Source organism: Kitasatospora sp. NPDC001683 (genome assembly GCF_053596495.1).
Genome location: NZ_JBSFGK010000003.1, coordinates 1 through 25,805, shown reverse-complemented (window position 1 = coordinate 25,805; position 25,805 = coordinate 1). Strand labels below are relative to the sequence as shown.

General features: G+C 72.7%; 23 protein-coding genes. 14 read left to right on the top strand and 9 right to left on the bottom strand.

Annotated features, from left to right (window positions below; genetic code table 11):
* Window position 1: 1 nt before the first annotated feature.
* The 4 genes from uraH to ACWCYO_RS02035 all read right to left on the bottom strand — a co-directional run bounded on the left by uraH (window position 2) and on the right by ACWCYO_RS02035 (window position 1,764).
* Window positions 2-337 carry a hydroxyisourate hydrolase gene (uraH, locus tag ACWCYO_RS02050; RefSeq protein WP_270142180.1) on the bottom strand — a complete coding sequence of 112 codons (336 nt, stop codon included), beginning with the start codon at window positions 335-337 and terminating at the stop codon, window positions 2-4.
* A 94-nt stretch (window positions 338-431) separates the two neighbouring features.
* Window positions 432-935: a 2-oxo-4-hydroxy-4-carboxy-5-ureidoimidazoline decarboxylase gene (uraD, locus tag ACWCYO_RS02045; protein WP_449783052.1), complete on the bottom strand. Its 504-nt coding sequence runs from the start codon at window positions 933-935 to the stop codon at window positions 432-434.
* Between the two features lie 203 nt (window positions 936-1,138).
* A complete protein-coding gene (locus tag ACWCYO_RS02040) occupies window positions 1,139-1,522 on the bottom strand; it encodes a helix-turn-helix domain-containing protein (protein WP_449783051.1) in 384 nt (127 codons plus the stop codon).
* Window positions 1,519-1,764, bottom strand: a complete 246-nt coding sequence (locus ACWCYO_RS02035) for a thiamine-binding protein (RefSeq protein ID WP_402815750.1) — start codon at window positions 1,762-1,764, stop codon at window positions 1,519-1,521. Before ACWCYO_RS02035 ends, ACWCYO_RS02040 begins: the two co-directional genes overlap by 4 nt.
* A gap of 219 nt (window positions 1,765-1,983) precedes the next feature.
* Between ACWCYO_RS02035 and ACWCYO_RS02030 the strand changes: the two genes are divergently transcribed.
* The 13 genes from ACWCYO_RS02030 (at window position 1,984) to ACWCYO_RS01970 (ending at window position 16,617) form a co-directional block, all read left to right on the top strand.
* A complete protein-coding gene (locus tag ACWCYO_RS02030; protein ID WP_449783138.1) occupies window positions 1,984-2,826 on the top strand; it encodes a TIM barrel protein in 843 nt (280 codons plus the stop codon).
* Between the two features lie 81 nt (window positions 2,827-2,907).
* Complete coding sequence (locus ACWCYO_RS02025; RefSeq protein WP_270142173.1) at window positions 2,908-3,801, top strand: 2-hydroxy-3-oxopropionate reductase; 894 nt, start codon at window positions 2,908-2,910, stop codon at window positions 3,799-3,801.
* 397 nt (window positions 3,802-4,198) lie between these two features.
* Window positions 4,199-5,341, top strand: coding sequence for a glycerate kinase (locus tag ACWCYO_RS02020; protein ID WP_270142171.1), 1,143 nt, complete (start codon window positions 4,199-4,201; stop codon window positions 5,339-5,341).
* Between the two features lie 168 nt (window positions 5,342-5,509).
* Window positions 5,510-6,889: an allantoinase AllB gene (gene allB / locus ACWCYO_RS02015; RefSeq protein WP_449783050.1), complete on the top strand. Its 1,380-nt coding sequence runs from the start codon at window positions 5,510-5,512 to the stop codon at window positions 6,887-6,889.
* A 77-nt stretch (window positions 6,890-6,966) separates the two neighbouring features.
* Window positions 6,967-8,241 carry an allantoicase gene (gene alc, locus ACWCYO_RS02010; RefSeq protein WP_270142168.1) on the top strand — a complete coding sequence of 425 codons (1,275 nt, stop codon included), beginning with the start codon at window positions 6,967-6,969 and terminating at the stop codon, window positions 8,239-8,241.
* A gap of 61 nt (window positions 8,242-8,302) precedes the next feature.
* Window positions 8,303-9,763 carry a catalase gene (locus ACWCYO_RS02005; protein ID WP_449783049.1) on the top strand — a complete coding sequence of 487 codons (1,461 nt, stop codon included), beginning with the start codon at window positions 8,303-8,305 and terminating at the stop codon, window positions 9,761-9,763.
* A gap of 301 nt (window positions 9,764-10,064) precedes the next feature.
* Window positions 10,065-10,844 (top strand): IclR family transcriptional regulator, encoded by a 780-nt coding sequence (locus ACWCYO_RS02000; RefSeq protein WP_270142166.1) that lies wholly within the window; start codon window positions 10,065-10,067, stop codon window positions 10,842-10,844.
* A gap of 227 nt (window positions 10,845-11,071) precedes the next feature.
* Window positions 11,072-11,986: a metal-dependent hydrolase gene (locus ACWCYO_RS01995; protein WP_449783048.1), complete on the top strand. Its 915-nt coding sequence runs from the start codon at window positions 11,072-11,074 to the stop codon at window positions 11,984-11,986.
* A gap of 126 nt (window positions 11,987-12,112) precedes the next feature.
* Window positions 12,113-13,201: a PDR/VanB family oxidoreductase gene (locus ACWCYO_RS01990; RefSeq protein ID WP_449783047.1), complete on the top strand. Its 1,089-nt coding sequence runs from the start codon at window positions 12,113-12,115 to the stop codon at window positions 13,199-13,201.
* A 13-nt stretch (window positions 13,202-13,214) separates the two neighbouring features.
* Window positions 13,215-14,156, top strand: coding sequence for a M24 family metallopeptidase (locus ACWCYO_RS01985; protein WP_449783046.1), 942 nt, complete (start codon window positions 13,215-13,217; stop codon window positions 14,154-14,156).
* Complete coding sequence (locus ACWCYO_RS01980; RefSeq protein WP_270142159.1) at window positions 14,153-15,913, top strand: SDR family oxidoreductase; 1,761 nt, start codon at window positions 14,153-14,155, stop codon at window positions 15,911-15,913. The genes ACWCYO_RS01985 and ACWCYO_RS01980 overlap by 4 nt, the downstream gene beginning before the upstream one ends.
* A 97-nt stretch (window positions 15,914-16,010) precedes the next feature.
* Window positions 16,011-16,208 carry a type II toxin-antitoxin system VapB family antitoxin gene (locus tag ACWCYO_RS01975; RefSeq protein ID WP_270142157.1) on the top strand — a complete coding sequence of 66 codons (198 nt, stop codon included), beginning with the start codon at window positions 16,011-16,013 and terminating at the stop codon, window positions 16,206-16,208.
* The gene (locus tag ACWCYO_RS01970) at window positions 16,201-16,617 is read left to right on the top strand and encodes a PIN domain nuclease (protein ID WP_270142156.1); all 417 of its coding nucleotides are present in this window, start codon (window positions 16,201-16,203) and stop codon (window positions 16,615-16,617) included. Before ACWCYO_RS01975 ends, ACWCYO_RS01970 begins: the two co-directional genes overlap by 8 nt.
* Window positions 16,618-16,678: 61 nt before the next feature.
* Here ACWCYO_RS01970 and ACWCYO_RS01965 read toward each other — a convergent pair whose 3' ends face one another.
* From ACWCYO_RS01965 to ACWCYO_RS01945, 5 genes are all read right to left on the bottom strand, one after another.
* Window positions 16,679-17,863, bottom strand: a complete 1,185-nt coding sequence (locus ACWCYO_RS01965) for an XdhC family protein (RefSeq protein ID WP_270142155.1) — start codon at window positions 17,861-17,863, stop codon at window positions 16,679-16,681.
* A 90-nt stretch (window positions 17,864-17,953) separates the two neighbouring features.
* On the bottom strand, window positions 17,954-19,438 hold the full coding sequence (locus tag ACWCYO_RS01960) for an NCS2 family permease (protein WP_270142154.1): 1,485 nt from the start codon (window positions 19,436-19,438) through the stop codon (window positions 17,954-17,956).
* Between the two features lie 330 nt (window positions 19,439-19,768).
* Window positions 19,769-22,135 (bottom strand): xanthine dehydrogenase subunit D, encoded by a 2,367-nt coding sequence (gene pucD, locus ACWCYO_RS01955; RefSeq protein WP_449783045.1) that lies wholly within the window; start codon window positions 22,133-22,135, stop codon window positions 19,769-19,771.
* Between the two features lie 64 nt (window positions 22,136-22,199).
* Window positions 22,200-22,685: a (2Fe-2S)-binding protein gene (locus ACWCYO_RS01950; RefSeq protein ID WP_449783044.1), complete on the bottom strand. Its 486-nt coding sequence runs from the start codon at window positions 22,683-22,685 to the stop codon at window positions 22,200-22,202.
* Window positions 22,682-23,569: an FAD binding domain-containing protein gene (locus tag ACWCYO_RS01945; RefSeq protein ID WP_270142148.1), complete on the bottom strand. Its 888-nt coding sequence runs from the start codon at window positions 23,567-23,569 to the stop codon at window positions 22,682-22,684. The genes ACWCYO_RS01950 and ACWCYO_RS01945 overlap by 4 nt, the downstream gene beginning before the upstream one ends.
* Before the next feature lie 419 nt (window positions 23,570-23,988).
* On the opposite strand from ACWCYO_RS01945, the gene ACWCYO_RS01940 reads away from it, so the two are divergent.
* Entirely contained in the window at window positions 23,989-25,596 is a 1,608-nt protein-coding gene (locus tag ACWCYO_RS01940) for a PucR family transcriptional regulator (RefSeq protein ID WP_449783043.1), read from the top strand.
* The last annotated feature ends 209 nt before the right edge of the window (window positions 25,597-25,805 follow it).

Sequence of the window (25,805 nt, the reverse complement as noted above, 5' to 3'; positions counted from 1 at the left end):
ACTAGCTTCCGCGGTAGACCGAGTATCCGAACGGGTTCAGCAGCAGCGGCACGTGGTAGTGGTGCTGCGCGGGCGCGACCGTGAAGACGATCGAGACCTCGGGGAAGAACGGCGGCTCCTCGGACTTGCGCGCGTAGTACGCGGCGGTGTCGAAGAGCAGCCGGACGACCGAGCCCGCCTCCACGGCCGGCAGGTCCTTGACCCGGCCGTCGGAGTCCGTGGCGGAGGCGCCGAGCACCTGCCAGCCACCCTCGGTGTGCAGTGCGAGCTCGACCGGGACACCCTCGGCCGGGCGGCCGAGGCTGGTGTCGAGCACGTGGGTGGAGATGCCAGTCATGGGTGAAGTGACCTTACTGATGGCAGAGGTGATGGTGCGTCAATTCACGACGGGCGCAACGTGCGGCCGCCCACGAAGCATTCTTGACGATGAGTCAGGAGGCGTCGAGGAGGCGGTTGAGCCGGATGTCGTTGATCTTGCGCAGCTCGCCCCGGACGATCTCCGCCTCGGTGGCGGGGTCGTTGGGGTGGCGCTCGCGCAGGGCGGCGAGCATGGTGGTCGCGGTGCGGCCGGTCGCGCAGATCAGGAACACGTGGCCGAACTTGGCCTCGTAGGCGGCGTTGGCCTCGTGCAGTTCGTCGAGGACCGCTTGGTCCACGCCCTGGATGCCGGCCTGCTCGCGCTCGGAGGTGGCGTCGCCCGGCTTGGGCTGTCCGATCCGGGCGTGTCCGGCCATCGCGTCGCGCAGGTCCGCGACGGTCAGTCCCGCCATCGCCGCCGCGTTGGCGGCGAGCAGCGCCTCACGGCTGGACCAGGGCTTGGCCTCCGCGACGGCGGCGGCCCAACGGGGGCTGGAGCATACCTCCAGCAGGATCCCTTCCAGCTCCGCGGCATCGGCCGCGGCCAGGGCGTCAAGGGCGTGGGGGTGGTTGGTCACGAGTGGACCTCCTGAAGAGTGGTGCCACCCGGAAAAGCTAGATCGACCCCACCCAGCCGTCAACAGTTTGTTGAACGATTGGTGGTTACGTTTTGAACCGGCCCCCGGTGCGGGGCCCTTTCGTGTGCGATTCGCCAAGTGTGCCCCGCCGCGGACGGATCCACACTCTCCATACCGGCGGGGTCACTGGCTTCGCGGTCCGTTCAGGACGGCTTCGAGCTGTCCTGGCGGTTCAGGTAGTTGTACACGGTGAAGCGGCTGACGCCCAGGGCCGAGGCGACCGTCTCGACTCCGTGGCGGACGGTGAAGGCGCCGCGCTCCTCCAGGAGGGCGACGACCCGCTGCTTCTCCCAGCGGTCCAGCTCGGCCAGCGGGCGGCCGTCGAACTGTCGGGTCATCTCGGCCAGCAGCCGGTCCAGCGCGCTGCTCAGGTGCGGCAACCGGACGGCCAGGGCCGGAGTGCCCTCCCACTCCAGGACGACGTCCTCGGCCTTCGCCTCGTCCAGCGGGACGGGCGTCGCGCCGACCGCGTCCAGCAGCGGCTTGACCGCCGCGGCGAGGGGATGGTCCACGTGCTGCTCGGTCACGGCGTACCGCCCTCCTCGTCCAGCAGGCTGACCTGGACCGAGATGCGGGTCGCCCCGGCGTCCAGGGTCTCCCGGAGCAGTCGGGTCACCGCGGCGAGGACCTGCTCCGCCTCGCCCTCGGCGCCGGTCCCGAAGGGGCCGACCGACACGTCCAGGCCGGCCTCGTCGACGACCTTGCGGGCCGCGGCGGCGTGCTCCGGGAACGTGTCCAGTTCGAACGGTTCTGTCGTGAACTCCACCATCAATCGCACGTGCTCACTGTATCGAGCGGGGGTGGGCGGGGGGCAGGGCCTGGGCGATCGAACAGCGGCCGGCCCGGCCGGCGGGCGGGTCCGGGCTACTTCAACAAAATGTTGCGGCAGCCTTGACACTCGCTCGCCGGGCCGGAGATGCTTCCACCACACAGAATCCCTCTTCCGGATCGTGGAAGTTGCGGATGAAGGAAGAGAGAGTGAGAGGTGATGGACGTGACGGCGGCTGCCAAGCACGGCTTCACGGTCAACCTGTCGATCCTGTTCGGCGAACTCCCGCTGCTGGAGCGCCCCGCGGCCGCGGCCGCGGCCGGCTTCACGGCCGCCGAGCTCTGGTGGCCCTTCGGCACCGAGCACAACCCGAGCCAGGCCGAACTGGACGCGCTGCGCAAGGCGTTCGGCGACGCGGGCGTCCGGCTCACCGGGCTCAACTTCCTGGACGACCTCAGCCAGGGCGCCCGGGGCACCGTCTCGGTCCCGTCCGAGAAGGAGCGGTTCCGCGCCAACGTCCCGGTCGCCGCGGAGCTCGCCGCCTCGTTCGGCGCCACCGCGCTCAACGCGCTGTACGGCAACCGGATCGAGGGCGTCGAGCCGGCCGAGCAGGACGCGCTGGCGCTGGAGAACCTGGTGCTCGCCGCCGAGGCGGCGCACGGGATCGGCGCGATCCTGCTGATCGAGGCCCTCAACAAGGCCGAGTCCCCGGCCTACCCGCTGGTCTCCGCGGCCGCCGCGGTCGAGGTGGTCGACAAGGTCAACGCCGCCACCGGTCTGGGGAACGCCGGGTTCCTCTGCGACCTGTACCACCTGGCCAGGAACGGCGAGGACCTGGCGGCGGTCATCGACACCCACGCGGACCGGATCGGCCACGTGCAGATCGCCGACAACCCGGGCCGCAACGAGCCCGGCACCGGCGAGCTGGACTTCGAGGACCTCTTCGCCCGGCTCAGCGCCGCGGGCTACACGGGCTCGATCGGCCTGGAGTACCGCCCCTCCACCGGCGTCAGCGCCGACAGCTTCGGCTGGCTGCCGCGCGAGCTGCGCGCGGCCCGGTAGCGCCGTCCGCCGTTGCGGCGCCCCTCGGGGCCTGTCCCGGAGCCCACCCCTCCCACCCGCACACGTAAGGAACCCGACGCGATGAGCGCCTCCCGCAAGATTGCCTTCGTCGGCCTCGGCATCATGGGCAAGCCCATGGCCGTCAACCTGGTCAAGGCCGGCCACCACGTGACCGGCTTCGACCTCTCCCAGGCCTCGATCGACACCGTGGTCGCGGCCGGCGGCCACGGCGCCGCCAGCATCGCGGACGCGGTGAAGGACGCCGAGGTCGTCATCACCATGGTCCCGGCCGACCCGCACGTCGAGGCGGTCATCCTCGGCGAGGGCGGCGTCCTGGAGAACGTCGCCGCGGGCACCCTGGTGATCGACATGTCCTCGATCACCCCGCAGACCTCCATCAAGGTCGGCAAGGCCGCCCGCGAGAAGGGCGTGCGCACCCTGGACGCCCCGGTCTCCGGGGGCGAGGCCGGCGCGATCGAGGCGGTGCTGTCGATCATGGTCGGTGGCGAGGCCGCGGACTTCGCCGAGGCCAAGCCGCTGTTCGACGCGCTGGGCACCACGGTCGTCCACGTCGGCCCGGACGGCGCCGGCCAGACCGTCAAGGCCGCCAACCAGCTGATCGTCGCGGTCAACATCCAGGTGCTCGCCGAGGCGGTGGTGTTCCTGGAGAACGCCGGCGTCGACCTCGGTGCCGCGCTGGACGTGCTCGGCGGCGGCCTGGCCGGCTCCACCGTGCTCAACCGCAAGAAGGCGAACATGCTCAACCGCGAGTTCGCCCCCGGCTTCCGGATCGACCTGCACCACAAGGACATGGGCATCGTCACCGACGCCGCCCGCGCCGTGGGCGCCGCGCTGCCGGTCGGCGCCGTGGTGGCCCAGCTGGTCGCCTCCGCCCGGGCCAACGGCGACGGCTCCCTCGACCACTCGGCGCTGCTGCGTGGCGTCGAGCGGCTCTCCGGCCGCGAGGTCAAGTGATCCGCGAGGTCAAGTGACCGACGGGCCCCGGCGCCCCGACAGACTCCTCCTGGCGGCGTGTACCTGATCCGGTCGTGCCCGCGCCGCCAGGAGGCCGGACCCGACCGGCGTGCGGGCAGGGGCTCATCCGCCCGCCCGCCGGTCGACCCAAGCCGGTGACTCGCACACCCTCCCCGAGGGGCACTTCGGTCGTGCCTGCTGCGTGTCGCCTGGCCCCCTCCCCGCCGAGGGGAGCCCCTCGTACGTCGGAAGCGGGACGAGGGGAACGGCGGGGAGGGGGTCGCACCACCCCCCCACGGCCCGGACCGCACCACCCGGGCGGGGGTCGCGTTCCCGGGGCCACCGGACACATGCTTGTCGAACCACCGCCAGACCCGTACGGAAGTGAGGACCACCGATGCCCCCCACCCCCCACCAGGGTCACGTGGTCGTAGCGCCGGACAAGTTCAAGGGCACCCTGGAGGGTGCCGAGGTCGCCGCCCGGATCGCCGCCGGCATCCGGCGCGCCGCGCCCGGCACCGAGGTGCGCGAACTGCCCGTGGCCGACGGCGGCGAGGGCACCCTGGCCGCGGCGCTCGCGGCCGGCTTCCAGCGCGTCCCGGCCAAGGTGGCCGGCCCGACCGGCCTGCCGGTGGACGCGGCGCTCGCCGTCCGCGGCGACACCGCCGTGGTCGAGCTGGCCCAGGCCTCCGGGCTCGCCCGGCTGCCCGGCGGCCGGACCGCCCCGCTCGCGGCCGGCTCCTACGGCGTCGGCCAGCTGATCGGCCGGGCGGTGGCCATGGGCGCCAAGCGGATCGTGCTGGGCCTCGGCGGCAGTGCCTGCACGGACGGCGGTGCCGGCATGGTGCAGGCACTCGGGGTCCGGCTGCGCGACGCCGACGACAGCGAACTGCCGCCCGGCGGCGCCGCGTTGCGCCGGCTGGAGCGGATCGAACTCGGCCCGCTGGCCGAACTGCTGACCGGCGTCGAGGTCGTGGTCGCCTGCGACGTGGACAACCCGCTGCTCGGCCCGCGCGGCGCGACCGCCGTGTACGGCCCGCAGAAGGGTGCCGACGGGGACGACCTGGTGGTCCTGGAGGAGGGGCTGACCCGCTTCGCCGACCAGGTCGCCGCGGTGACCGGACGCGACGTGCGGCAGGCCCCCGGCGCCGGGGCCGCGGGCGGGGTGGGCTTCGCCGCCCTCGCCCTGCTCGGCGCCACCATGCGACCCGGTATCGAGCTGCTGCTCGATCTGCTGGGTTTCGACGAGGCCGTGCGTGGGGCACGCCTCGTCGTCACCGGCGAGGGCTGCCTGGACGCACAGACGCTCCATGGCAAGGCCCCCGCCGGGGTCGCCGCGGCGGCCGCCCGGGCGGGGGTTCGGGTGGCTGCCGTGGCCGGTCGGCTGGAGCTGTCCGAGCCCGAGTGGCGGACGGCCGGCTTCACCGCCGCGATCGCGCTCACCGACCTGGCCGAGCAGCCGGGGGACAGCATGACCAGGGCCGGTGAGCTGGCCGAGGTGGCGGGGGAGCGGCTGGCCGAAGCGCTGCTGCCGGGCTGATCCCCCGTAGGTTCCTCCATTGACGTTTTGTTGAAGGCGGGCCTAGGCTCCCCGCAATCCTTCGGTTCCCGCCCACTCCGACCACCCAGCGAGCGCCTCCCCGGGCCGCGTGGTCCGGTGTGCCCCCGCGTACCCCCATCCCCCCAGTTCCAGGTTTCGGAGGTCCCCATGCCGTTCAGCCAGCCAGCGGTGATCCGCTCCCGCCGGGCGGTGCTGCCCGACGGCGAGCGCCCCGCCGACGTGCTGATCCGGGACGGGAGGATCGAGCAGGTCGCCGCCCACGGATCGCTGGTGGTCGGCGACCGCGAGCTCGTCGACCTCGGTGACACCGCCCTGCTGCCCGGCCTGGTCGACACCCACGTGCACGTCAACGAGCCCGGCCGCACCGAGTGGGAGGGCTTCGCCACCGCCACCCGGGCCGCCGCGGCCGGCGGCGTCACCACGATCATCGACATGCCGCTCAACTCGATCCCGCCCACCACCACCGTGGAGGGGCTGGCCGTCAAGCGGAAGACCGCCGAGGGCCAGGCCTGGGTCGACCTCGGCTTCTGGGGCGGGGCCGTCCCCGGCAACGTCGCCGACCTCGAACCCCTGCACCGGGCAGGTGTGTTCGGCTTCAAGAGCTTCCTCGCCCCGTCCGGCGTCGACGAGTTCCCGCACGTCGAGGCCGCCGATCTGGAGGCCGCCCTGGCCGAGCAGGCCCGGATCGGGGCACTGGCGATCATCCACGCCGAGGACCCGGCCGTGCTGGCCGCCGCACCGCAGCAACCCGGCGTCCACTACCGGGACTTCCTCGCCTCCCGCCCCGCCGGAGCGGAGACCGCGGCCGTCGCCCAGCTGCTCGACACCGCCCGGCGCACCGGCGCCCGGGTGCACATCCTGCACGTCTCCTCGGCGGCCGTGCTGCCGCTGCTGCGCACGGCGCGCGCGGAGGGCGTACGGGTGACCGCCGAGACCTGCCCGCACTACCTGACGCTCGCGGCGGAGCAGGTGCCGGACGGCGACACCGCCTTCAAGTGCTGCCCGCCGATCCGCGACGAGGCCAACCGGGACGCGCTCTGGGAGGCCCTGGCCGACGGCGAGTTCATCGCCGTCGTCTCCGACCACTCGCCGTCCACCCCCGACCTCAAGCTGCTGCCCGAGTACGGCGGCAGCGGCGACTTCGCTGCCGCCTGGGGCGGCATCGCCTCGCTGCAGCTGGGCCTGCCCGCCATCTGGACCGAGGCCCGCCGTCGCGGCCACGCCCTGTCCGACGTGGTGCGCTGGATGTCCGCCGGACCGGCCGAACTGGTCGGCCTCACCGGCACCAAGGGCGCCATCGCGGCGGGTTGCGACGCGGACCTGATCGCCTTCGATCCCGACGGCGAATTCGCCGTCCACGCCGGTGAGTTGCACCACCGCAACCCGGTGACCCCGTACGCGGGGCGGACGTTGACCGGCGCGGTCCGCACCACCTGGCTGCGCGGCCGCGCGGTGGACGCCGGCGCCGAGCCCTTCGGCCGGCAGCTCACCCGGCCCGCCGACTCCCGTCCTGCCACCGCCTCCTGAACCGGAGCCGCGGCCCGAGCCGACCGCTTTCCGAGCCGACCGCTTCCCGAACCGCCACCGTCTTCCGAGGAGAGTCAGTGACCACTGCCGACACCCCGAGCGCTCCCTTCACCGAGCTGGTCAACCTGGCCTCCCGACTGCTCGGCGCGGGCGTCGTCGCCACCAATGAGGACACCTTCGCGGACGCCGAGAACCTGCTGGTGGCCAAGCCCGCCGAGTTCCGCCCGCACACCTTCGGCCACAAGGGCCAGATCATGGACGGCTGGGAGTCCAAGCGCCGCCGCGGCGTCTCCGCCGAGCAGCCGCACCCCACCGACCAGGACCACGACTGGACGATCGTGCGGCTCGGCGTCGGCGGCGTGATCCGCGGCGTGATCGTCGACACCGCCCACTTCACCGGCAACTACCCGCAGAGCGCCTCGGTCGAGGCCGCCTCCGTCCCCGGGCACCCCTCGCCCGAGGAACTGCAGGACGCCGAGTGGACGGTCATCGTGCCGCGCACCCCGCTCCGCGGCGACACCGCCCACGAGTTCACCGTCCAGGACGACGCCCGCTACACCCACGTACGGCTCAGCATCTTCCCGGACGGCGGCGTCGCCCGGCTCCGGGTGCACGGCGAGGTGCTGCCCGACCCGCGCGAACTGGACGGCCTCACCTTCGACCTGGCCGCCCAGGAGTACGGCGGCGTGGCCGAGGCGGCGTCCGACCGCTACTTCTCCTCCCCGCACAACCTGAACGCTCCCGGTCGCGCCTCCGTCATGGGCGAGGGCTGGGAGACCCGGCGTCGGCGCGACAAGGCCAACGACTGGGTGCAGATCGCCCTGGCCGGGGGCGGCGAGGTCCTGGCCGCCGAGGTGGACACCACCCACTTCGTCGCCAACGCCCCCGGCTGGGCCGACCTGATCGGCTTCGACGCCTCGACCGGGCAGGCTGCGACGTCACAGACACCGGCCGACGGCGAATGGTTCGAGATCCTGCCCCGCACCCGGCTGCAGCCCGACACCCGGCACCGCTTCCGGCTCGACGTCGGCCGCCCGGTGACCCACGTGCGGATCAACGTCTACCCGGACGGCGGGCTCGCCCGCCTCCGGCTCACCGGCCGCCTCACCGAGGCCGGCCGCGCGGCCCTCGCGCTGCGCTGGTTCAACGCGATCCCCGCCGCCGAAGCCGTGGCCGCCCTCGCCGGCGCCGGCCTCGGCCCCGAGGAGGCCGCCGCGCTGGCCGCCGCCCGCCCGCTGGCGGACCCGGCCGCGGCCACCGCCGCGGTCGCCGGCCTCCAGCCGGCCGACGGCCCGGACGGCGAGCACTCCGCCCGCCGCCGCTCGGCGCTGTGGCGCCTGCTGGGCGTCTGACACTCGGCGCGCCCGCTCCACCTCTCCACGCACCGCCTTATCGACATCTGAAGGACCCTCCATGTCCAAGATCCTGACCACGGAGTCCGGCGCCCCGGTCGCCGACAACCAGAACTCGGCCTCGGCCGGCGAGTACGGCCCGCTGCTGCTCCAGGACCAGCACCTGCTGGAGAAGCTGGCCCGGTTCAACCGCGAGCGCATCCCGGAGCGCGTCGTGCACGCCCGCGGCTCCGGCGCGTACGGCTACTTCGAGGTCACCGACGAGGTGTCGAAGTACACCCGGGCGGCCTTCCTGTCCGAGGTCGGCAAGCGCACCGAGGTCTTCCTGCGCTTCTCCACCGTGGCCGGCAACCTGGGCGCCGGCGACGCGGTGCGCGACCCGCGCGGCTTCGCGCTGAAGTTCTACACCGAGCAGGGCAACTACGACCTCGTCGGCAACAACACCCCGGTGTTCTTCATCAAGGACCCGATCAAGTTCCCCGACTTCATCCACTCGCAGAAGCGCGACCCGTACACCGGCGTGCAGGAGGCGGACAACGTCTGGGACTTCTGGGCGCACTCGCCGGCCTCGACCCACCAGATCACCTGGCTGTTCGGCGACCGCGGCATCCCGGCCTCGTACCGCCACATGAACGGCTACGGCTCGCACACCTACCAGTGGGTCAACGCCGAGGGCGAGGCCTACTGGGTGAAGTACCACTTCAAGACCAACCAGGGCATCCGCAGCCTGGACGGCGACCAGGCCGCCGAGGTGCTCGGCGCCGACGCCGACTCGCACCAGCGCGACCTCCACCAGGCCATCGAGCGCGGGGTGTTCCCGTCCTGGACCCTCCACGTCCAGCTGATGCCGGTCGCCGAGGCCGCGGACTACCGCTTCAACCCCTTCGACCTCACCAAGGTGTGGCCGCACGCCGACTACCCGCTGGTCAAGGTCGGCCGCCTGGTGCTCAACCGGAACCCGGAGAACGTCTTCGCCGAGGTCGAGCAGGCCGCGTTCTCGCCGAACAACTTCGTGCCCGGCATCGGCCCGTCCCCGGACAAGATGCTCCAGGGCCGGCTGTTCGCCTACGCGGACGCCCAGCGCTACCGCCTCGGCGTCAACCACACCCAGCTGCCGGTGAACGCCCCGCGCGCCACCGAGGCCGACAACTACGGGCGCGACGGCTACAACGCCCTCAACGCGGCCGGCCGCGGCAAGAACTACGAGCCCAACTCGTACGACGGCCCGGCCCAGAGCGACGACGCGCTCGCCGCGCCGCTCAAGCTCGACGGCCACACCGGCACCTACACCACGCCGGCGCACAGCAAGGACGACGACTTCTTCCAGGCCGGCGAGCTCTACCGGCTGATGTCGGAGGGCGAGCGGACCCGCCTGGTCAACAACATCGCGGGCTTCCTGGCGCAGGTCACGCGGGACGACGTGATCGAGAAGAACCTCGCCCACTTCCACGCCGCCGACGAGGAGTACGGCGCCCGGGTCGAGGCCGCCGTCGCCAAGCTCCGCGCGGGCGACGAGGGCTGAGCCGCCCGCCCGACCGACCTCTCCGCACCCTCCCTGCCGCCGGGCCCGCACCCGGCGGGCGTACGACGGGCCTCTTCCCCCAGGGCAGTGGGGGAGGGGCCCGTCGGGCGTTCCGGGGGCGCCCGCCGCGCAGCCCGGGCGCGCGGCCGCTGCGGTCGGTGCGCCCCTTCTACCAGGCGAACGGCCGGTGCTCCACGGAATGTTCACCGATATTCACGGACAGCGGTCGACCGAGCCCCCGGGTGGATAGGCTGGAGGCCGCCCGCGGTCGCTCCGTGGGGGGACATCGGAAGGGGACGACATGTCGACACCAGCCCCGGGTCGTCACGCCGCGCTGGACCAGGGTCTGACGGGCCCGTTCACCTCCCTGCAGCACGCCCTCAGACTGCTGGAGGCCGTCGACCGGCACCCCGACGGGGCCACCCTGGTCGCCCTCGCGCGGGAGACCTCGCTGGGCCTGCCGACCGTGCGGCGGCTCGCGGAGATCCTCGAGATCGAGGGCTACCTCCAGTGCCAGGACGGCGGTTGGGTGCTCGGCGGCACCTTCGCCCTGCTCGGGCAGCACAACCGGGAACAGCTCGTCAAGGCCCGGCTGAACCGCAAACTCGCCGAACTCCGGGACGAGTTGGGTGCAGCGGTGTACTTCAGCCGGTACCACGACGGGGAGTTGACGGTCGAGGCGGTCTCGGCGGCCGACTACGCGCCCGCCGTGCAGGAGTGGGTGGACTTCCGGGCCACCGCGCACGCCAGCGCGATCGGCAAGTGCCTGCTCAGCCAGCTCGACGCGGACGCCCGGCGGGACCACCTCTCCCGCCACCCGGTGGCCCGGCTCACCTCCCGTACGGTCACCGACGCCGACCAGCTGATGCACCGGCTGGAGCGGCAGCCGGCCACGGTGCCGGTGCTGGACATCCAGGAGTACGCGCTCGGCACGGTCTGCGCGGCGGTGCCGATCACGGCGGGCAGCACGGTCGGCTGCCTGGCCACTTCGATGCCGGTGGACAACATCCACAAACTGAAGGCCGCCGCCGAGCTGCTGGCGGCGCGGGCGGCGCCGCTGATGCTGGCGATGGCGGTCTGAGCGGCGCTTCCGCGCGCTGCCCGGCCCCGCTCGACGGGCCCCGTCGGACGATCCGCGTCCGGCGGGGCCCGTTCGCCTTCCGGCGGCGTGTCTCCGCGGTCGTTCTCCGGTGCACACACTTATTAGACTCGATGTCGATAAGAGTCGCCGAAACCCTTGTCGGCGCCACTACCGGCGAGTACGTTTCCCTGAGCCGAGCCGCCGCTGCCAGGTCAGGAGGGCCTGCCATGCCCCGAACCACCCCCGTCCCCGCCCTCGCCGCCCCCGCCGCGCGCGTGCACGACAGCCTCGTGCTGGAACCCCGGGACGTCCGCTTCGACTGGGCCCGACTGCCGCTGCACTGGGTGCCGGACGAGCCGATGGCCACCCACATCCTCAACGTCCTGCACCTGCTGCTGCCCGAGGGGGAGCGCTGGTTCGTCAAGGTGTTCAAGGAGGCGCTGCCGCTCGTCCGGGACGAGCAACTGCGCGAGGAGGTGCTCGGCTTCATCGGACAGGAGGCCATCCACGCCGAGGCCCACCAGGAGGTGCTCGACCACCTGCTCGGCCAGGGGCTCGACCCGCGCCCGTACGTGCGTCAGGTCGCCTGGGTCTTCCAGCGCGTGCTCGGCGAGCGGCCGGGGCTGTCCCCCGCGCGGCGGCACGAGGCCCTCATCGAGCGGGTGGCCGCCATCTCGGCGATCGAGCACTTCACCGCCTTCCTCGGCAACTGGATCCTCAACTCCCCGGGGCTGGACCGCGCCGAGGCCGACCCGACGATGCTCGACCTGCTGCGCTGGCACGGCGCCGAGGAGGTCGAGCACCGCAGCGTCGCCTTCGACCTACTGGTTCACCTGGACCCCGGCTATGCGCGCCGGGTCCGCACCATGGCGATGGCCGGCCCGCTGCTGGTCCACCTCTGGGTCCGCGGCGTCCGCTTCCTGCTGGCCGCCGACCCGACGCTGGACGGTCGACTGCGCCCGAGCTGGCGCGAGGCCTACCGGATCACCAAGCGCGGCCTGCTGCCCGACCCGGTCAAGTCGATCCGCTCCGGCCTGCGTTACCTGCGGCCCGGCTACCACCCCACGCAGGAGGGCTCCTCCAGCCAGGCGCTCGGTTACCTCGCCACCTCCCCGGCCGCCCGCGCCGCCGCGGGGCGCTGACGGCGGACAGTCGGCAGCTGACAGATTTCAATCGACAGATTTCAGCGAACAGATGACAGATGACGTCATCTGTCATCTGTTCGCCGTGTCATCTGTTCGCCGTCCCCTGACGTCAAGGACCGCCGGATGGACCTGCTCACCCCACCCCCCGACCTCTACGGCCGCCCCCGCGCCGACCGCTTCCTGCGCCGCCTCACCGCGATCCAGGACCGCTACGTCCAGGCCCTCGGCGGCCCGCTGCTGCGCCGCAACCCCCGCCGCCCGCTCAGCCGCCCCGCCCCGCCGCTGCAGCTGGTCGTCGCCGCCCGCCGCCCACTGGCCGCCGACGTCGTCGAACTGAGCCTCACCGACCCCTCCGGCGGTCCGCTGCCGCGCTGGCAGCCCGGCGCCCACCTGCGGCTCGCCCTGCCCTCCGGCCGCGAGCGCCACTACTCGCTCAGCGGCGACCCCGCCGACCGCCACCACTACCGGATCGCCGTCCGGCGCCTGCCCGAGGGCGGGGGCGGATCGGTAGAGATCCACGACACCCTGCACCCCGGCGCCCGCCTCACCGCCCGCCGCCCGCGCAACGGCTTCGCCTTCTGCGCCGAACCGGCCGTCCTCCTGCTCGCCGGCGGCATCGGCATCACCCCGCTCCTCCCGATGGCCCGCGAGGCGCAGCGCCACGGCCTCGACTGGCGCCTGGTCCACGTCGGCCGCAGCGCCGACACCCTCCCGTACGCGGACGAGCTGCGCGCCATCGACCCGCGGCGCGTCGTGCTGCGCACCGACGACGAGCACGGCGGCGTCGCCACCGGCGCCGAACTGCTCGCCCACGCCCCGCGCGGCGCCGCCGTCTACTGCTGCGGCCCGGCCCCGATGCTCGCCGCCGTCCAGCGGGCCCTCGACGCGTCGCCCGCCACCGCCCTGCACTTCGAGCGCTTCGGCGCCGCCCCGATCACCGACGGCGAGCCCTTCGCCGTCCGGCTCGGCGCCGACGGCCCGACCCTGGACGTCCCCGCCGACCGCTCCGCCCTGGACGTGCTGCGCGAGGCCCGCCCGGACCTCCCGTACTCCTGCCACCAGGGCTTCTGCGGCACCTGCGAGGTCCACCTGCTCGCCGGAAAGCCCGACCACCGGGACCGCCGCCTCACCCCCGAGCAACGCGCCGCCGGCGCCCTGCTGCCCTGCGTCTCCCGGGCCGCCGAGGGTGAGACCCTCGTGCTCGACGTCTAGAAGGAGCCCCCCGATGCCCCCGATGGCGAAAGCGACCCCTGCCTTCCCGTACACCGAGCGCGACCTCGCCCGCTTCCGCGAGACCCAGCAACTCGCCTACCACTGCGCCGAACAGGTCGCCGCCTGGGTCGAACCGGGCGTCACCGAGCGGCAGGCCACCGCCGAGCTGCGCCGCCGCTTGGTCGCCGCCGGGGTGCAGGACTTCTTCCACGTCCCGTTCGCCTGGTTCGGCGACCGCACGGCCTTCCGGCACTTCCACACCCCGCTGCAGTTCTTCGCCGGCAACCGCCGGCTGGAGGAGGGCATGCCGTACGTGCTGGACTGCGCGCCCGTGGTGGACGGCTACACCGCCGACATCGGCTACGGCGGCAAGATCGGCGAGAACCGGGTCTGGGACCGGCTGGCCGCCGACCTCAGGGTCTACCGCGAGCTGATCCTCGCCGAGGTGCGGGCCCGCCGACCGCTCGACGAGGTGTACGCGGCGGTGGACGCGCAGATCGCCGCGCACGGCTACGACAACCGCCACCAGGTCTACCCGGGCCGGGTGATCGGCCACCAGGTCACCCGCACCACCGTGCGCGGCCCGGCCGGGGTGAACGTCTTCGGCTTCGGCGTGCGCACCCTGCAGACCCTCGGCCGGGAGCTCATCTCCGAGCGCCTGCACGGCCGTTCACCGCTGTGGGCGGACGGACGGTCGTCCCGGCACGCGCCCACCCCCGGCCTCTGGGCGGTCGAGCCGCACATCGGATTCCGCGGCGTGGGCATCAAGTTCGAGGAACTGCTGGTGGTCACCGAGGACGACGCCTACTGGCTCGACGACGACCTCCCGCACGTCCGCCGCTGGACCGCCACGACCACCGAGCCGACCACCGAGCCGACCACCGAGCCGACCGGCGCCGAGCCGACCGGCGCCGAGCCGACCGACGAGCAGACCACCCTGGAGGCCATCCGATGACGCCCCCGACGACGCCCCCGAGGGCGCCCTCCACGACGTCCGCCGTCCGCCGCCGGACCGTCCACTCCGGCGGCCTCCCGCTCGCCGTCTTCGAGCAGGGCGACCCGCAGGCCCCCACCGTCCTCCTGGTGCACGGCTACCCGGACACCCACACCGTCTGGGACGACATCGCCGCCGACCTCGCCCGCGACCACCACGTGGTGCGCTACGACGTGCGCGGCGCCGGCGAGTCGGCCGCCCCGGCGGACCGCGACGGCTACCGCCTGGAGCGGCTGGCCGACGACCTGTTCGCGGTCGCCGAAGCCGTCAGCCCCGACCGCCCGGTGCACCTGGTCGCCCACGACTGGGGCTCGATCCAGTCCTGGGAGGCCGTCACCGACCCGAGCGCCCGGCACCGGATCGCCTCCTACACCACCCTGTCCGGCCCCAGCCTGGACCACATGGGCCACTGGCTGCGCCACCGGCTGCGCCGCCCCACCCCGCGCCACCTCGGGCAGCTGCTCCACCAGGGCCTGCACTCCTGGTACATCACCGCCTTCCACCTGCCCTACCTCGCCCCGGCCGTCTGGCGCCTCGGCCTCGCCCGGGCCTGGCCGCGGGTGCTGCGCGACCTGGAGCACGTCACCCCGCGCGCCGACCACCCGCAGCGCACCCTGCGCCGCGACGCGGTCCGCGGCATCGAGCTGTACCGGGCCAACTTCCGCCCCACGATGGGAAGTCCGCGTGAGCGGCGGACGGACGTCCCGGTCCAGCTGATCACCCTCACCCGGGACCGCTACGTCGGCACCTACCTCTCCGAGGGCCTGGAGCGCTGGGTGCCCGATCTGACCCGACGCACACTGCACGCCGGCCACTGGTCGGCACTGCTGGAGAAGGGAGCCACCGTGGCCGGCATGGTCCGCGAGTTCACCGCCCGGATCGAGGCGGGACGGTCCCGGGAGGCCGACGGCGACGGCCGCCTGGTCGTCGTCACCGGCGGCGGCAGCGGCATCGGACGGGCCACCGCGCTCGCCTTCGCCGAGGACGGCGCCCGGGTGGTGGTCTGCGACCTCGACCTCGCGGCCGCCGAGCGCACCGCCGAACTCGCCTCGCTGATCGGCCCGAAGGCGCACGCCTACCGGGTGGACGTCTCCGACGGCGCCGCGATGGACGCCTTCGCCCAGCGCGTCGCCGCCGAGCACGGCGTGCCCGACGTGATGGTCAACAACGCCGGCATCGGCCACTCCGGGACCTTCCTGCAGACCACCGAGAAGGAGTGGCGGCGCGTCCTGGACGTCAACCTCTGGGGCGTGATCCACGGCTGCCGCGCCTTCGGCACCCTGATGGCCGACCGCGGCCGGGGCGGCCACATCGTCAACGTCTCCTCGGCCGCCGCCTACCTCCCCTCGAAGGCGCTCACCGCCTACGCCACCAGCAAGGCCGCCGTCTTCATGCTCTCCGACTGCCTGCGCGCCGAGTTCGTCGGCCACGGCATCGGCGTCTCCACCATCTGCCCCGGCATCGTCAACACCAACATCACCCGCACCTCCACCTTCTCCGCCAGCACCGCCGCCGAGCAGTCCGCCAAGCAGGCCCGCGCCGCCAGGCTCTACGCCCGCCGCGGCTTCCCCCCGGAGAAGGTCGCCACCGCCATCCTCACCGCCGTCCGCACCGGCAAGCCCGTCGTCCCGGTCACCCCCGAGGCCAAGGCCGCCCGCCTGCTCTCCCGCCTCAGCCCCGGCCTCCTGCGCCTCGCCGCCCGCCTCAACGTCACCTGAACAGGTGAATATCACCTGATCGGCCCTGATGAGCTTGCGATATCGACGAACCTGGATTTCGATATCGCAGGCCCGTAGTCCTTCAGGAGGCCCAGCCATGGCTCGCACCGTGATAGACGTCAACGACGAACTCCTGGCCGAGGCGGCCGAGATCTTCGGAACCACGACCAAGGTCGCCACCGTCAACGCCGCCCTTGAGGACGCGGTGAAGCGTCGCAAGGGTAAGGAGTTTCTCGCCTGGCTCGCAGAGGGCGGACTGCCAGATCTGACTGGACCGGTGGACAAGAGTGAGTGAGCGCTTCCTCATCGACAAGTCCGCTTTTGCTCGCTACCCCAAGCCTGCGATTGGAGAAGTGATCGATCGGTTGTTCAATCAAGGGCGGCTCGCAATTTGCGGTGCCGTCGAGCTGGAGATCATGTACAGCGCCAGGTCCAAGACCGACGCAGACCGAATCCGAGATGGCCTGCGCGGCTTCGGCTGGTTGTCCACACCCGACGAGGTGTGGGACCGCGCCATCGAGGTGCAGGCCCTCCTGACCGCCGCCGTCAACTGGCGGGCGCTGTCCGTGGCCGACCTCGTCATCGCCGCCACCGCCGAGCGCCACGGCGCGACCGTCCTGCACTACGACGGCGACTACGACATGATCGCCGCCGTCACCGGTCAGCCGACCGCGTGGGTCGTTCCGCAGGGGACGGCGGACTGAGCAGTTCATCGGGCCCGTGCCGACTGATCGGTCGACACAGGCCGTCCCCGGCTGGGCGGCCTCAGGCGGCGTGGGTCCGGGGCGCCGGCTGAGGCTCCTCCGGAGCCGCCGCCACGTCGTGGTGGATCGGCCCGTTGCCGGCGCTCAGTGGCAGGCAGCTGCCGCCGCGCCGGTGGGCGATGATCTCGGCGGCGACCGAGACCGCGGTCTCCTCCGGGGTGCGGGAGCCGAGGTCGAGGCCGATGGGGGAGCGCAGCCGGGCGAGTTCGGTGTCCGTCAGGCCGGCTTCGCGCAGCTTGGCCTGCCGGTCGCGGTGGGTGCGCCGGGAGCCCATCGCGCCGACGTAGCCGACCGGCAGCCGCAGGGCGCGTTCCAGCAGCGGGACGTCGAACTTGGCGTCGTGGGTGAGCACGCACAGCACGGTGCGCCCGTCGATGCGGCCGAGCTGGGAGTCCAGGTAGCGGTGCGGCCAGTCGACGACCACCTCGTCGGCCTCGGGGAAGCGCCGCGCGGTGGCGAAGACGGGCCGGGCGTCGCAGACGGTGACGTGGTAGCCGAGGAACTTGCCGATCCGCACCACGGCGGCGGCGAAGTCGATCGCGCCGAAGACCAGCATCCGCGGCGCGGGCACGTAGGACTCGACGAAGCAGGTGACGGTGCCCTGTCCGTGTTCGTCGCAGGGCCGACCGTCCAGGCCGAGCACGATCCGCCCGGTGCGTCCGGCGTCCAGCATGGCCCGGGACTCCGCGACCACGGAGCGTTCCAGCGCGCCCACCGTGGACGGTCCGACCGAGAGCGCGCCGTGCTGTCCGGTGGCGGTGACGGCGATGGTGGCGCCGAGCATTCCGGCCGGTCCGGCGATCACCCGGGCGAGGGCGACGGGCGTGCCGTCGGCGATGAGGGCGAGGCCGGCGTCCATTCCGGAGTCGCTCCCGGGGACGACCGGCTGGACGAACACGTCGAGGATCCCGCCGCAGGTCAGCCCGACCGCGAAGGCGTCCTCGTCGCTGTAGCCGAAGCGCTCCAGCACCGGCTCGCCGGATTCGATGGCGGCCTGGCAGAGCTCGTACACGGCGCCCTCGACGCAGCCGCCGGAGACGCTGCCGACCGCCTCACCGGCGGCGTCGACGGCCAGGGCGGCCCCCGGATCACGCGGGGCGCTGCCGGAGACGCCGACCACGGTGGCCACGGCGAAGGAGCGCCCGGACGCGTGCCAGGCCTGCATCTGCTCGGCGATGTCCTGCATGTCGGAGGCTCCTTACACGGTTTCGACAGTAGCGGGAGACGCCGCCGTACGGGAAACGATCCCGTACGGCGGCGACGGTGATCAAAGCGCTCAGTGCACGCCCAGCCAGGACTTGATCGGGGTGAGCGCGAAGTACAGGACGAACACCCCGGTGAGGATCCACATCAGCACTCCGGGCTCGCGCCACTTGCCCTGCCCGGCCTTGATCACCGAGTAGGAGATGACGCCGGCGGCGACGCCCGCGGTGATGCTGTAGGTGAAGGGCATCAGCACGGCGGTCAGGAAGGCCGGGATGGCGACCTCGCGGTCGGACCAGTCGATGTGCCGGGCCTGGCTCATCATCATCGAGCCGATCACCACCAGGGCGGCGGAGGCGACCTCGACCGGGACGATGCCGGCCAGCGGGGAGAAGAACAGCATCAGGGCGAACAGGGCGCCGGTGACGGTGGAGGCGAGGCCGGTCCGGGCGCCGTCGCCGACGCCGGTCGCGGACTCGACGAAGACGGTCTGGCCGGAGGCGCCGGCGATGCCGCCGACCGCGCCGCCGGCGCCGTCGATGAACAGGGCCTTGGACAGGCCGGGCATCCGGCCCTGCCGGTCGGCCAGTCCGGCCTCGGTACCGACGCCGATGATGGTGGCCATGGCGTCGAAGAACCCGGCCAGGACCAGGGTGAACACCGCGACGGAGGCGCTGATCGCGCCCATGCCCTCGCCGCCGAAGGCGCCGAACAGGTCGACGTGGCCGAACAGGCTGAAGTCGGGGGCGGCGACGGGGCTGCCGGGCCACACCGGGACGGAGTTCGCCCAGGCCTTGGCGGGCACGTGGGCGACCTTGTTGACGAGGATCGCGACCACGGTGCCGCCGGCGATGCCGATCAGGATCGCGCCGCGCACGCCGCGCGCCATCAGCACGAAGATCGCGAGGAGGGTCAGGCAGAAGATCAGGACGGGCCAGCCGGAGAGCTCACCGAAGGGGCCGAGCGAGAGCGGGGTGGGGCCGCCGGTGTGCACGAAGCCGGCCTTGTAGAGGCCGATGACCGTGACGAACAGGCCGATGCCGATGGTGATCGCGTGCTTGAGCGGCAGCGGGATGCCGTTCATGATCTTCTCGCGCAGTCCGGAGACCACCAGCAGCACGATCAGCAGGCCGTAGATCACGCACAGGCCCATGGCCTGCGGCCAGGTGGTGTGCGGTACGACGAGTGCGGAGACCGCGCCGGAGACCGAGAGCCCGGCGGCCAGGGCCAGCGGCACGTTGCCGACCACGCCCATCAGGATGGTGGTGACGGCGGCCGCGAGGGCGGTGGCGGTGGTCAGCGCGGCGTGGTCGAGCTTGACGCCGTTGACGTCCGCGCCGCTGAGGATCAGCGGGTTCAGCAGGATGATGTACGCCATCGCCATGAAGGTGGTGAGGCCACCACGCAGTTCGTTGGCGAGAGTCGAGCCGCGGGCAGAGATCTTGAAGTACGCGTCGAGCGCGCCCTTCGGCCCTGGCGCCGTGGGCGAGGCGTGGGTCTCGTCCTCGGTGGGTCTGTCTGCTTCGGTGGTGCCGGGCTCCGTGGGGATCCTGGTCATGTCCACTCCCAAGTGTCAACGGGGGTTGGGGTGGGCGAGTCGACCTGATTGCCAGTCAACGAAGTTGGCACAGGGGGACGGTCTCGACTCACTGGGGGCACTCGTCGGGGAGAGTGCCAGCGGTGCAGATGTGGGTGGTGCGCACCACTGCGGAACCCCGGCGTGGGCGGGCAGCGGGTGGGGGGCTCCCGGGGCGGCGGGGAAGACTCGGCGCCGCCCCGGGAAGTACTGCTCGGTCGTGCTGTCGGTCGTGCTGTTCGGTGTTGCTGTTCGGTGTTGCTGTTTTGGTGTGTTGCTGTTCGGTTGTGCTGCTGCTCCGAACTCCCGGGGTCAGCCGGGCTGTTCGGTGGTCAGGTGCTCGGGCCGGACCGGGATCCGGTTGAGTGCGAGACCGGTCGCGTTGCGGATCGCCGCCACGATGGAGGGGGTCGCCGACACGGTCGGCGCCTCACCGACGCCGCGCAGCCCGTACGGGGCGTGCGGGTCGGGCAGTTCGAGGACGTCCACCGGGATCGGCGGGGTGTCCAGGATGGTGGGGATCAGGTAGTCGGTGAAGGAGGCGTTGCGCACCTTCCCGTCCCGGACGATGATCTCCTCCATCACCGCGAGCCCGAGCGCCTGGGTGCAGCCGCCCTGGATCTGGCCGACCACGGAGAGCGGGTTGAGCGCCTTGCCGACGTCCTGGACGGCGGTGAGCTCGACCACCTTGACCAGGCCCAGTTCCACGTCCACGTCCACCACCGCGCGGTTGGCGCAGAAGGTGTACTGGACGTGGCCGAAGCCCTGGCCGGTCTCCTTGTCGAAGGCCTGGGTGGGCCGGTGGTGGTGCTCGCGGGTGAGGTCGATGGCCTCGTCGCCGAGCAGGTCCACCATCGGGACCAGCACGCCGGCGCTCTCCGAGACGACCTTGCCGCCGGACAGCGTGATGTCCTGGTGGGTCCAGCCGTAGCGGCGCCGGCCCTTCTCGATCAGCGCCCGCCGGACGGCCTCGGCGGCCAGTTTCACCGCGCCGCCGGTCATGTACGTCTGGCGCGAGGCGGAGGTCGAACCGGCCGAGCCCACTTCGGTGTTGGCCGGGTGGATGGTGACCTGCTCGACGCCCAGCTCGGTGCGGGCGATCTGGGCGTGCACGGTGACGCCGCCCTGGCCGACCTCGGCCATCGCGGTGTGCACCATGGCGACCGGCTCGCCGCCGATCACCTCCAGCCGCACCCGGGCGGTGGAGTAGTCGTCGAAGCCCTCGGAGAAGCCGACGTTCTTGATGCCGACCGAGTATCCGACCCCGCGCACGATGCCCTCGCCGTGCGAGGTGTTGGACAGCGCGCCGGGCAGCGCGCGGACGTCCAGGTGCTCGGTGTCCAGCGGCGGCGGCAGCGGCATCTCCTTGGCCCGGCGCAGCAGTTCGGCGACCGGCGCGGGGGAGTCGATCCGCTGGCCGGTGGGCATGAAGTCGCCCTCCGACATCGCGTTCAGCTGCCGCAGCTCCACCGGGTCCATGCCGAGTTCGGCGGCCAGCTTGTCCATCTGCGACTCGTAGCCGAACGCCGCCTGCACCGCGCCGAAGCCGCGCATCGCCCCGCAGGACGGGTTGTTGCTGTAGAGCGCGATGGCGTGCATCTTCACGTTCGGGATCACGTACGGGCCGTGCCCGAGCGAGGCCGCGTTGCCGACCACGGCGGGGGAGGCGGAGGCGTACGCGCCGCCGTCCAGCACGATCCGGCAGTCGGCGAAGACCAGCTTGCCGTCGCGGGTGGCGCCGTGCTCGTAGTGCATCCTCGCCGGGTGGCGGTGGACGTGGCCGTAGAAGGACTCGTCCCGGGAGTAGACGATCTTGACCGGCTTGCCGGTGTGCTGGGCCAGCAGGCAGGCGTGGATCTGCATCGAGATGTCCTCGCGGCCGCCGAAGGCGCCGCCGACGCCGGCCAGCGTGAGCCGGACCTTCTCCTCGGGCAGGTCCAGCACCGGGGCCATCTGCTCCCGGTCCACGTGCAGCCACTGGGTGGCGATGTAGAGGTCGATGCCGCCGTCCTCGGCGGGCACGGCCAGGCCGGACTCGGGGCCGAGGAAGGCCTGGTCCTGCATGCCGACCTCGTAGTCGCCGCTGACGATGACGTCCGCCATCGCCCGCACCTCGTCGGTCACGCCGAGGCCGGAGACCAGCTTCTGCTCGTGGCAGATGTTGCCGTACGCGTGCGACTTGTACTCGTGCGGCTCGTGCACGTACCCGTACGTCTCCGGGTCCAGGCACTGCTCCTCGGTGACGATCGGGGTGAGCACCTCGTACTCGACCTTGATCTTCTTCACCGCACGCCGGGCCGTCTCCGGGTGGTCGGCCGCGACCAGCGCGATCGCCTCGCCGTGGTAGCGGATCTTGTCGATCGCCAGGGCCGGCTGGTCCTGGATCTCCAGGCCGTAGTACTTGGAGCCGGGGATGTCCTCGTGGGTCAGCACCGCGTAGACGCCGGGCACCTTGAGCGCCTCGGAGATGTCCACCGAGAGGATGTTCGCCCGGGGGTGCGGCGAGCGCAGCGCCATACCCCAGAGCATGTCCTCGTGCCACATGTCGGACGAGTACGCGAACTCGCCCTTGACCTTCAGGTTGCCGTCCGGGCGCAGCGGCGAGCCGCCGATGCCGTCCTTGGAGGCCTGGTTGATGTTCTGCAGGTTCTTCTGACCCTGGATGGTGCGCTCGCTCATGCGTCCACCTCGCTTCGCTCGGCGGGCGCTTCGCACAATCCGCACTTCTTGATGATTCGCTCGCTCATGCCGAAGCCTCTCCGGCACACTTGCGGGCCGAGGCGAGCCGCACCGCGTCCATGATCTTCTCGTAGCCGGTGCAGCGGCACAGGTTCCCCGACAGCGCCTCGCGGATGTCGTTGTCGCTCGGCTGGGCGTCCCGCTCCAGCAGGGCGTCGGTCTGCACCAGCAGCCCCGGGGTGCAGAAGCCGCACTGGACGGCCCCGGCGTCGACGAACGCCTGCTGGACCAGGCCCAGCTCGCCGTTCTCCTCGGCCAGGCCCTCGACCGTGCGCACCTCGCGGTCCTGCACCTGGCCGGCCGCGACCAGGCAGGAGCAGACCGGCACGCCGTCCAGGTAGACGGTGCAGGAACCGCACTCGCCCTGCTCGCAGGCGTTCTTCGAACCCGGCAGGCCGACGCGCTCGCGCAGCACGTAGAGCAGGCTCTCGCCCTCCCACACGTCGTCGGCCTCGACCGGCTTGCCGTTGGCGGTGAACGTGACCCTCATGCCGCGCTCCTGATCTGCTTGCTGTAGTCGTTCCAACACCAGGTGAGGGTGCGACGGGCCATCACGGCCAGCGCGTGCCGCCGGTAGTCGGCGGTGCCCCGGACGTCGTCGATCGGGGAGGCCGCGGCCTTCACCAGCTCGCCGAAGCGCTGGACCACCTCGGTGCCCAGCAGCGCCCCGGACTCCCAGAGCCCGCGCTCGGCGAGCACGCCCTGCAGGTACTCCTCGGCCTCGACGGCGCGGCGCGGCGTGGGGGCAGCCGAACCGATCCCGGTGCCGACGGTCCCGTTCTTCGGGTGCAGGGCGAAGCCGAAGGCGCACACCGCGATCACCATCGCGTTGCGGGTGCCGATCTTCGAGAACTGCTGCGGACCGTCCGCGACCGGGATGTGCACGGCCCGGATCAGCTCGTCCGCCTCCAGGCAGTTGCGCTTGACCCCGACGTAGAACTCGTCGATCGGGATCAGCCGGGTGCCGCGCACCGAGGCCGCCTCGACGTACACGTCCCGCCCGGCCGCCAGCAGCGCCGGGTGGGAGTCACCGGCCGGGGAGGCCGCGCCCAGGTTGCCGCCGACGCCGCCGCGGTTGCGGATCTGCGGTGAGCCGACGGTGTGGGCCGCCAGCGCGAGCCCGGGCAGCGGCCCGGACAGCTCCGAGATGATCCGGGCGTACGGGACCGAGGCGCCGAGTCGGACGACGCTGCCGTCGTTCGTCCATTCGGTGAGCTCGGTGACGCGGTTCAGGTCGAGAATCGCGGATGGCCGGTGCACGTCGAAGTTCAGCTCGACCATGACGTCCGTGCCGCCCGCGATGGGCAACGCGGTCGGGTACTCAGCCTTCGCCGCGAGAGCCTCGTCCCAGGTGGCGGGCCGAAGGAACTCCATGCGGTGTCTCCTCAAGTCTTCGCCGACCGGGTGTCCGGTGGCGTGTCGCCCAGTGAACTCCTGTGACCGGGGCCACTGGCAGTCACCGATGGCATGAAGCCCCGGCTGTGAGCCCGCCCGGCATCCTGTACGTTCCTCTAAGCAGGAGAATCCCGCAGCCCAGGTACCCACCGGGTGCTACCTATGACCGTAATCCGGCCGTGATTCGCGGGCTACGGACCCGTGACCCGGTGACCCGCTGGTGCGTAACGCCGAGCACTGATGTTCGGGCAGACTGTCACCCCCGGACCGTCCGTCCGGCGTCCCCCACCCCCCGATCCGGCCCCCCGCCCCCGTTCCAGCCCTTGCCCCCAGGTCCACCCCCCAGGTCCACCCCCCTGGTCCATCCCCTTGATCCACCCCCCGTAAGGAGTCCGCGGATGCGTGTCCGTGACCTGCTCGCCCCCGGCGCCCCACGACTGCGCCTGCTCGCGGCCGAGGAGGAGCTGGACCGGCAGGTCAGCGGTGTGATGACCACGGACCTGCACGACCCCGGCCGCTACCTGCACGGCGGCGAGCTGGTGCTCACCGGCATGCTCTGGCGCAGCGGCCCCGCCGACTCCGAACGGTTCGTCCGGACCATCGCGGCCGGCGGCGCGGTCGCCCTGGCGGCCGGCGAGGCCGAGGTCGGCCCGGTGCCCGAGGACCTGGTCGAGGCCTGCCGCCGGCACCGGATGCCGCTGCTGGCCGTCCCCGACGACATCGCGTTCGGCACCGTCACCGAGTTCATCGGCCGCCAGGTCTCCGCCGACCGCGCCGCCGACCTCGCCGCCCTGGTCGACCGTCACCGGCTGCTGGTCTCGGCGGCCGGCGGCGGCGGACTGGACGCCGTGCTGGACCTGCTCGGCGGCGACCTCGACCTGGACTGCTGGGTGCTCGCCCCGACCGGCGCGGTGATCGCCGGCCCGGCCGACCGGCTCACCGCCGAGGACCGCGACCAGCTGGTCCGCGCCCACCTCGCCGCCCAGCGCCAGCGCCGCCGCCCCCCGCACCGGGCCCGGCTGGCCGGGGGCGCCTACTCGCTGCTGCCCGCCGCGGTCTCCGCCGAGCACGAGACGCCGCAGGCCGGTTCGCTGCTGGCCGACTGGATGCTCGCGGTGGCCGGCGACGTCACCGAGTGGACCACCAAGCGCCAGCAGCTCGCCGAGAACCTGGCCCGGCTGGTCGCCGCCGAGCGCCAGCGCCGGGACGAGGGCCGCCGGCTGCGCCGCCGGCTGGCCGACGAACTGCTCGCCCTGCTGCGCCGCGACGCCGACCCGGCCGAGATCAGCCGCACCCTGTTCGCCTCCTCGGCGATGGCCGCCCGCTACGAGAGCCCCGAACCCAAGTCCCACCCCCAGGCGGGCTCCTGGCTGGTGCTCAGCGCCGAGGGCACCGGACTGCCGGAGGGCACGGTGCGGGCCGTCCTGGAGGAGGCGCTCGGCGGCACCACCGACCGCGCCCTGGTCGCCGGGGCGGGCAACGGCGCCGTGGTGGTGCTGCCCGCGCTGGACACCCCGGTGCCCGCCGACACCCTGCGCGAACTGCTCGCCCCGCTGGAGGCCGGACTCGGTTCGGAGGGCCGGATCACCCTCGGCGTCTCCGCCCCCGCCTCCGAGGCCGGCGGCCTGCGCGGCGCCCTGGAGGAGGCCCGGCACGCCCGCCGGATCGCCGCCGCCCGGGTCGGCCGGGTCTGCGTGGCCGGCCCCGAGGAGCTGGCCTCGCACGTGTTGCTGCTGGCCGCAGTCCCGGACGAGGTCCGCCGGGCGTTCCGCAGCCGGCTGCTGGACAAGGTGATCGCGTACGACATAGAGCACCAGGCGGACCTGGTCCGCACCCTGGAGGCCTTCCTGCGCTCGGACGGCTCCTGGACCCGCTGCGCCGGGCAGCTGCACGTCCACGTCAACACCCTGCGCTACCGGATCGGCCGGATCGAGGAGCTGACCGGGCGGGACCTCTCCCGGCTGGAGGACCGGGTGGACTTCTACCTGGCGTTGGAACTGGCCTGATCGATGGTCTGATCGATGGTCTGATTGATTCCTGGCAGTTGTGGCCGGGCGGCGGTCGACTCTGATCGAATCCGGTACGTTCCTGGGAATCCGCTGGCAGAAGCCGTCAAAGGCCGAGGGCCCGCCCCGCAAGCTCGCGGCGGGCCGACCGCAAACAAGAGGTGCTCACCACCATCCGCGTCAAAAGCCGCGGGCGGAACGACGGCCGC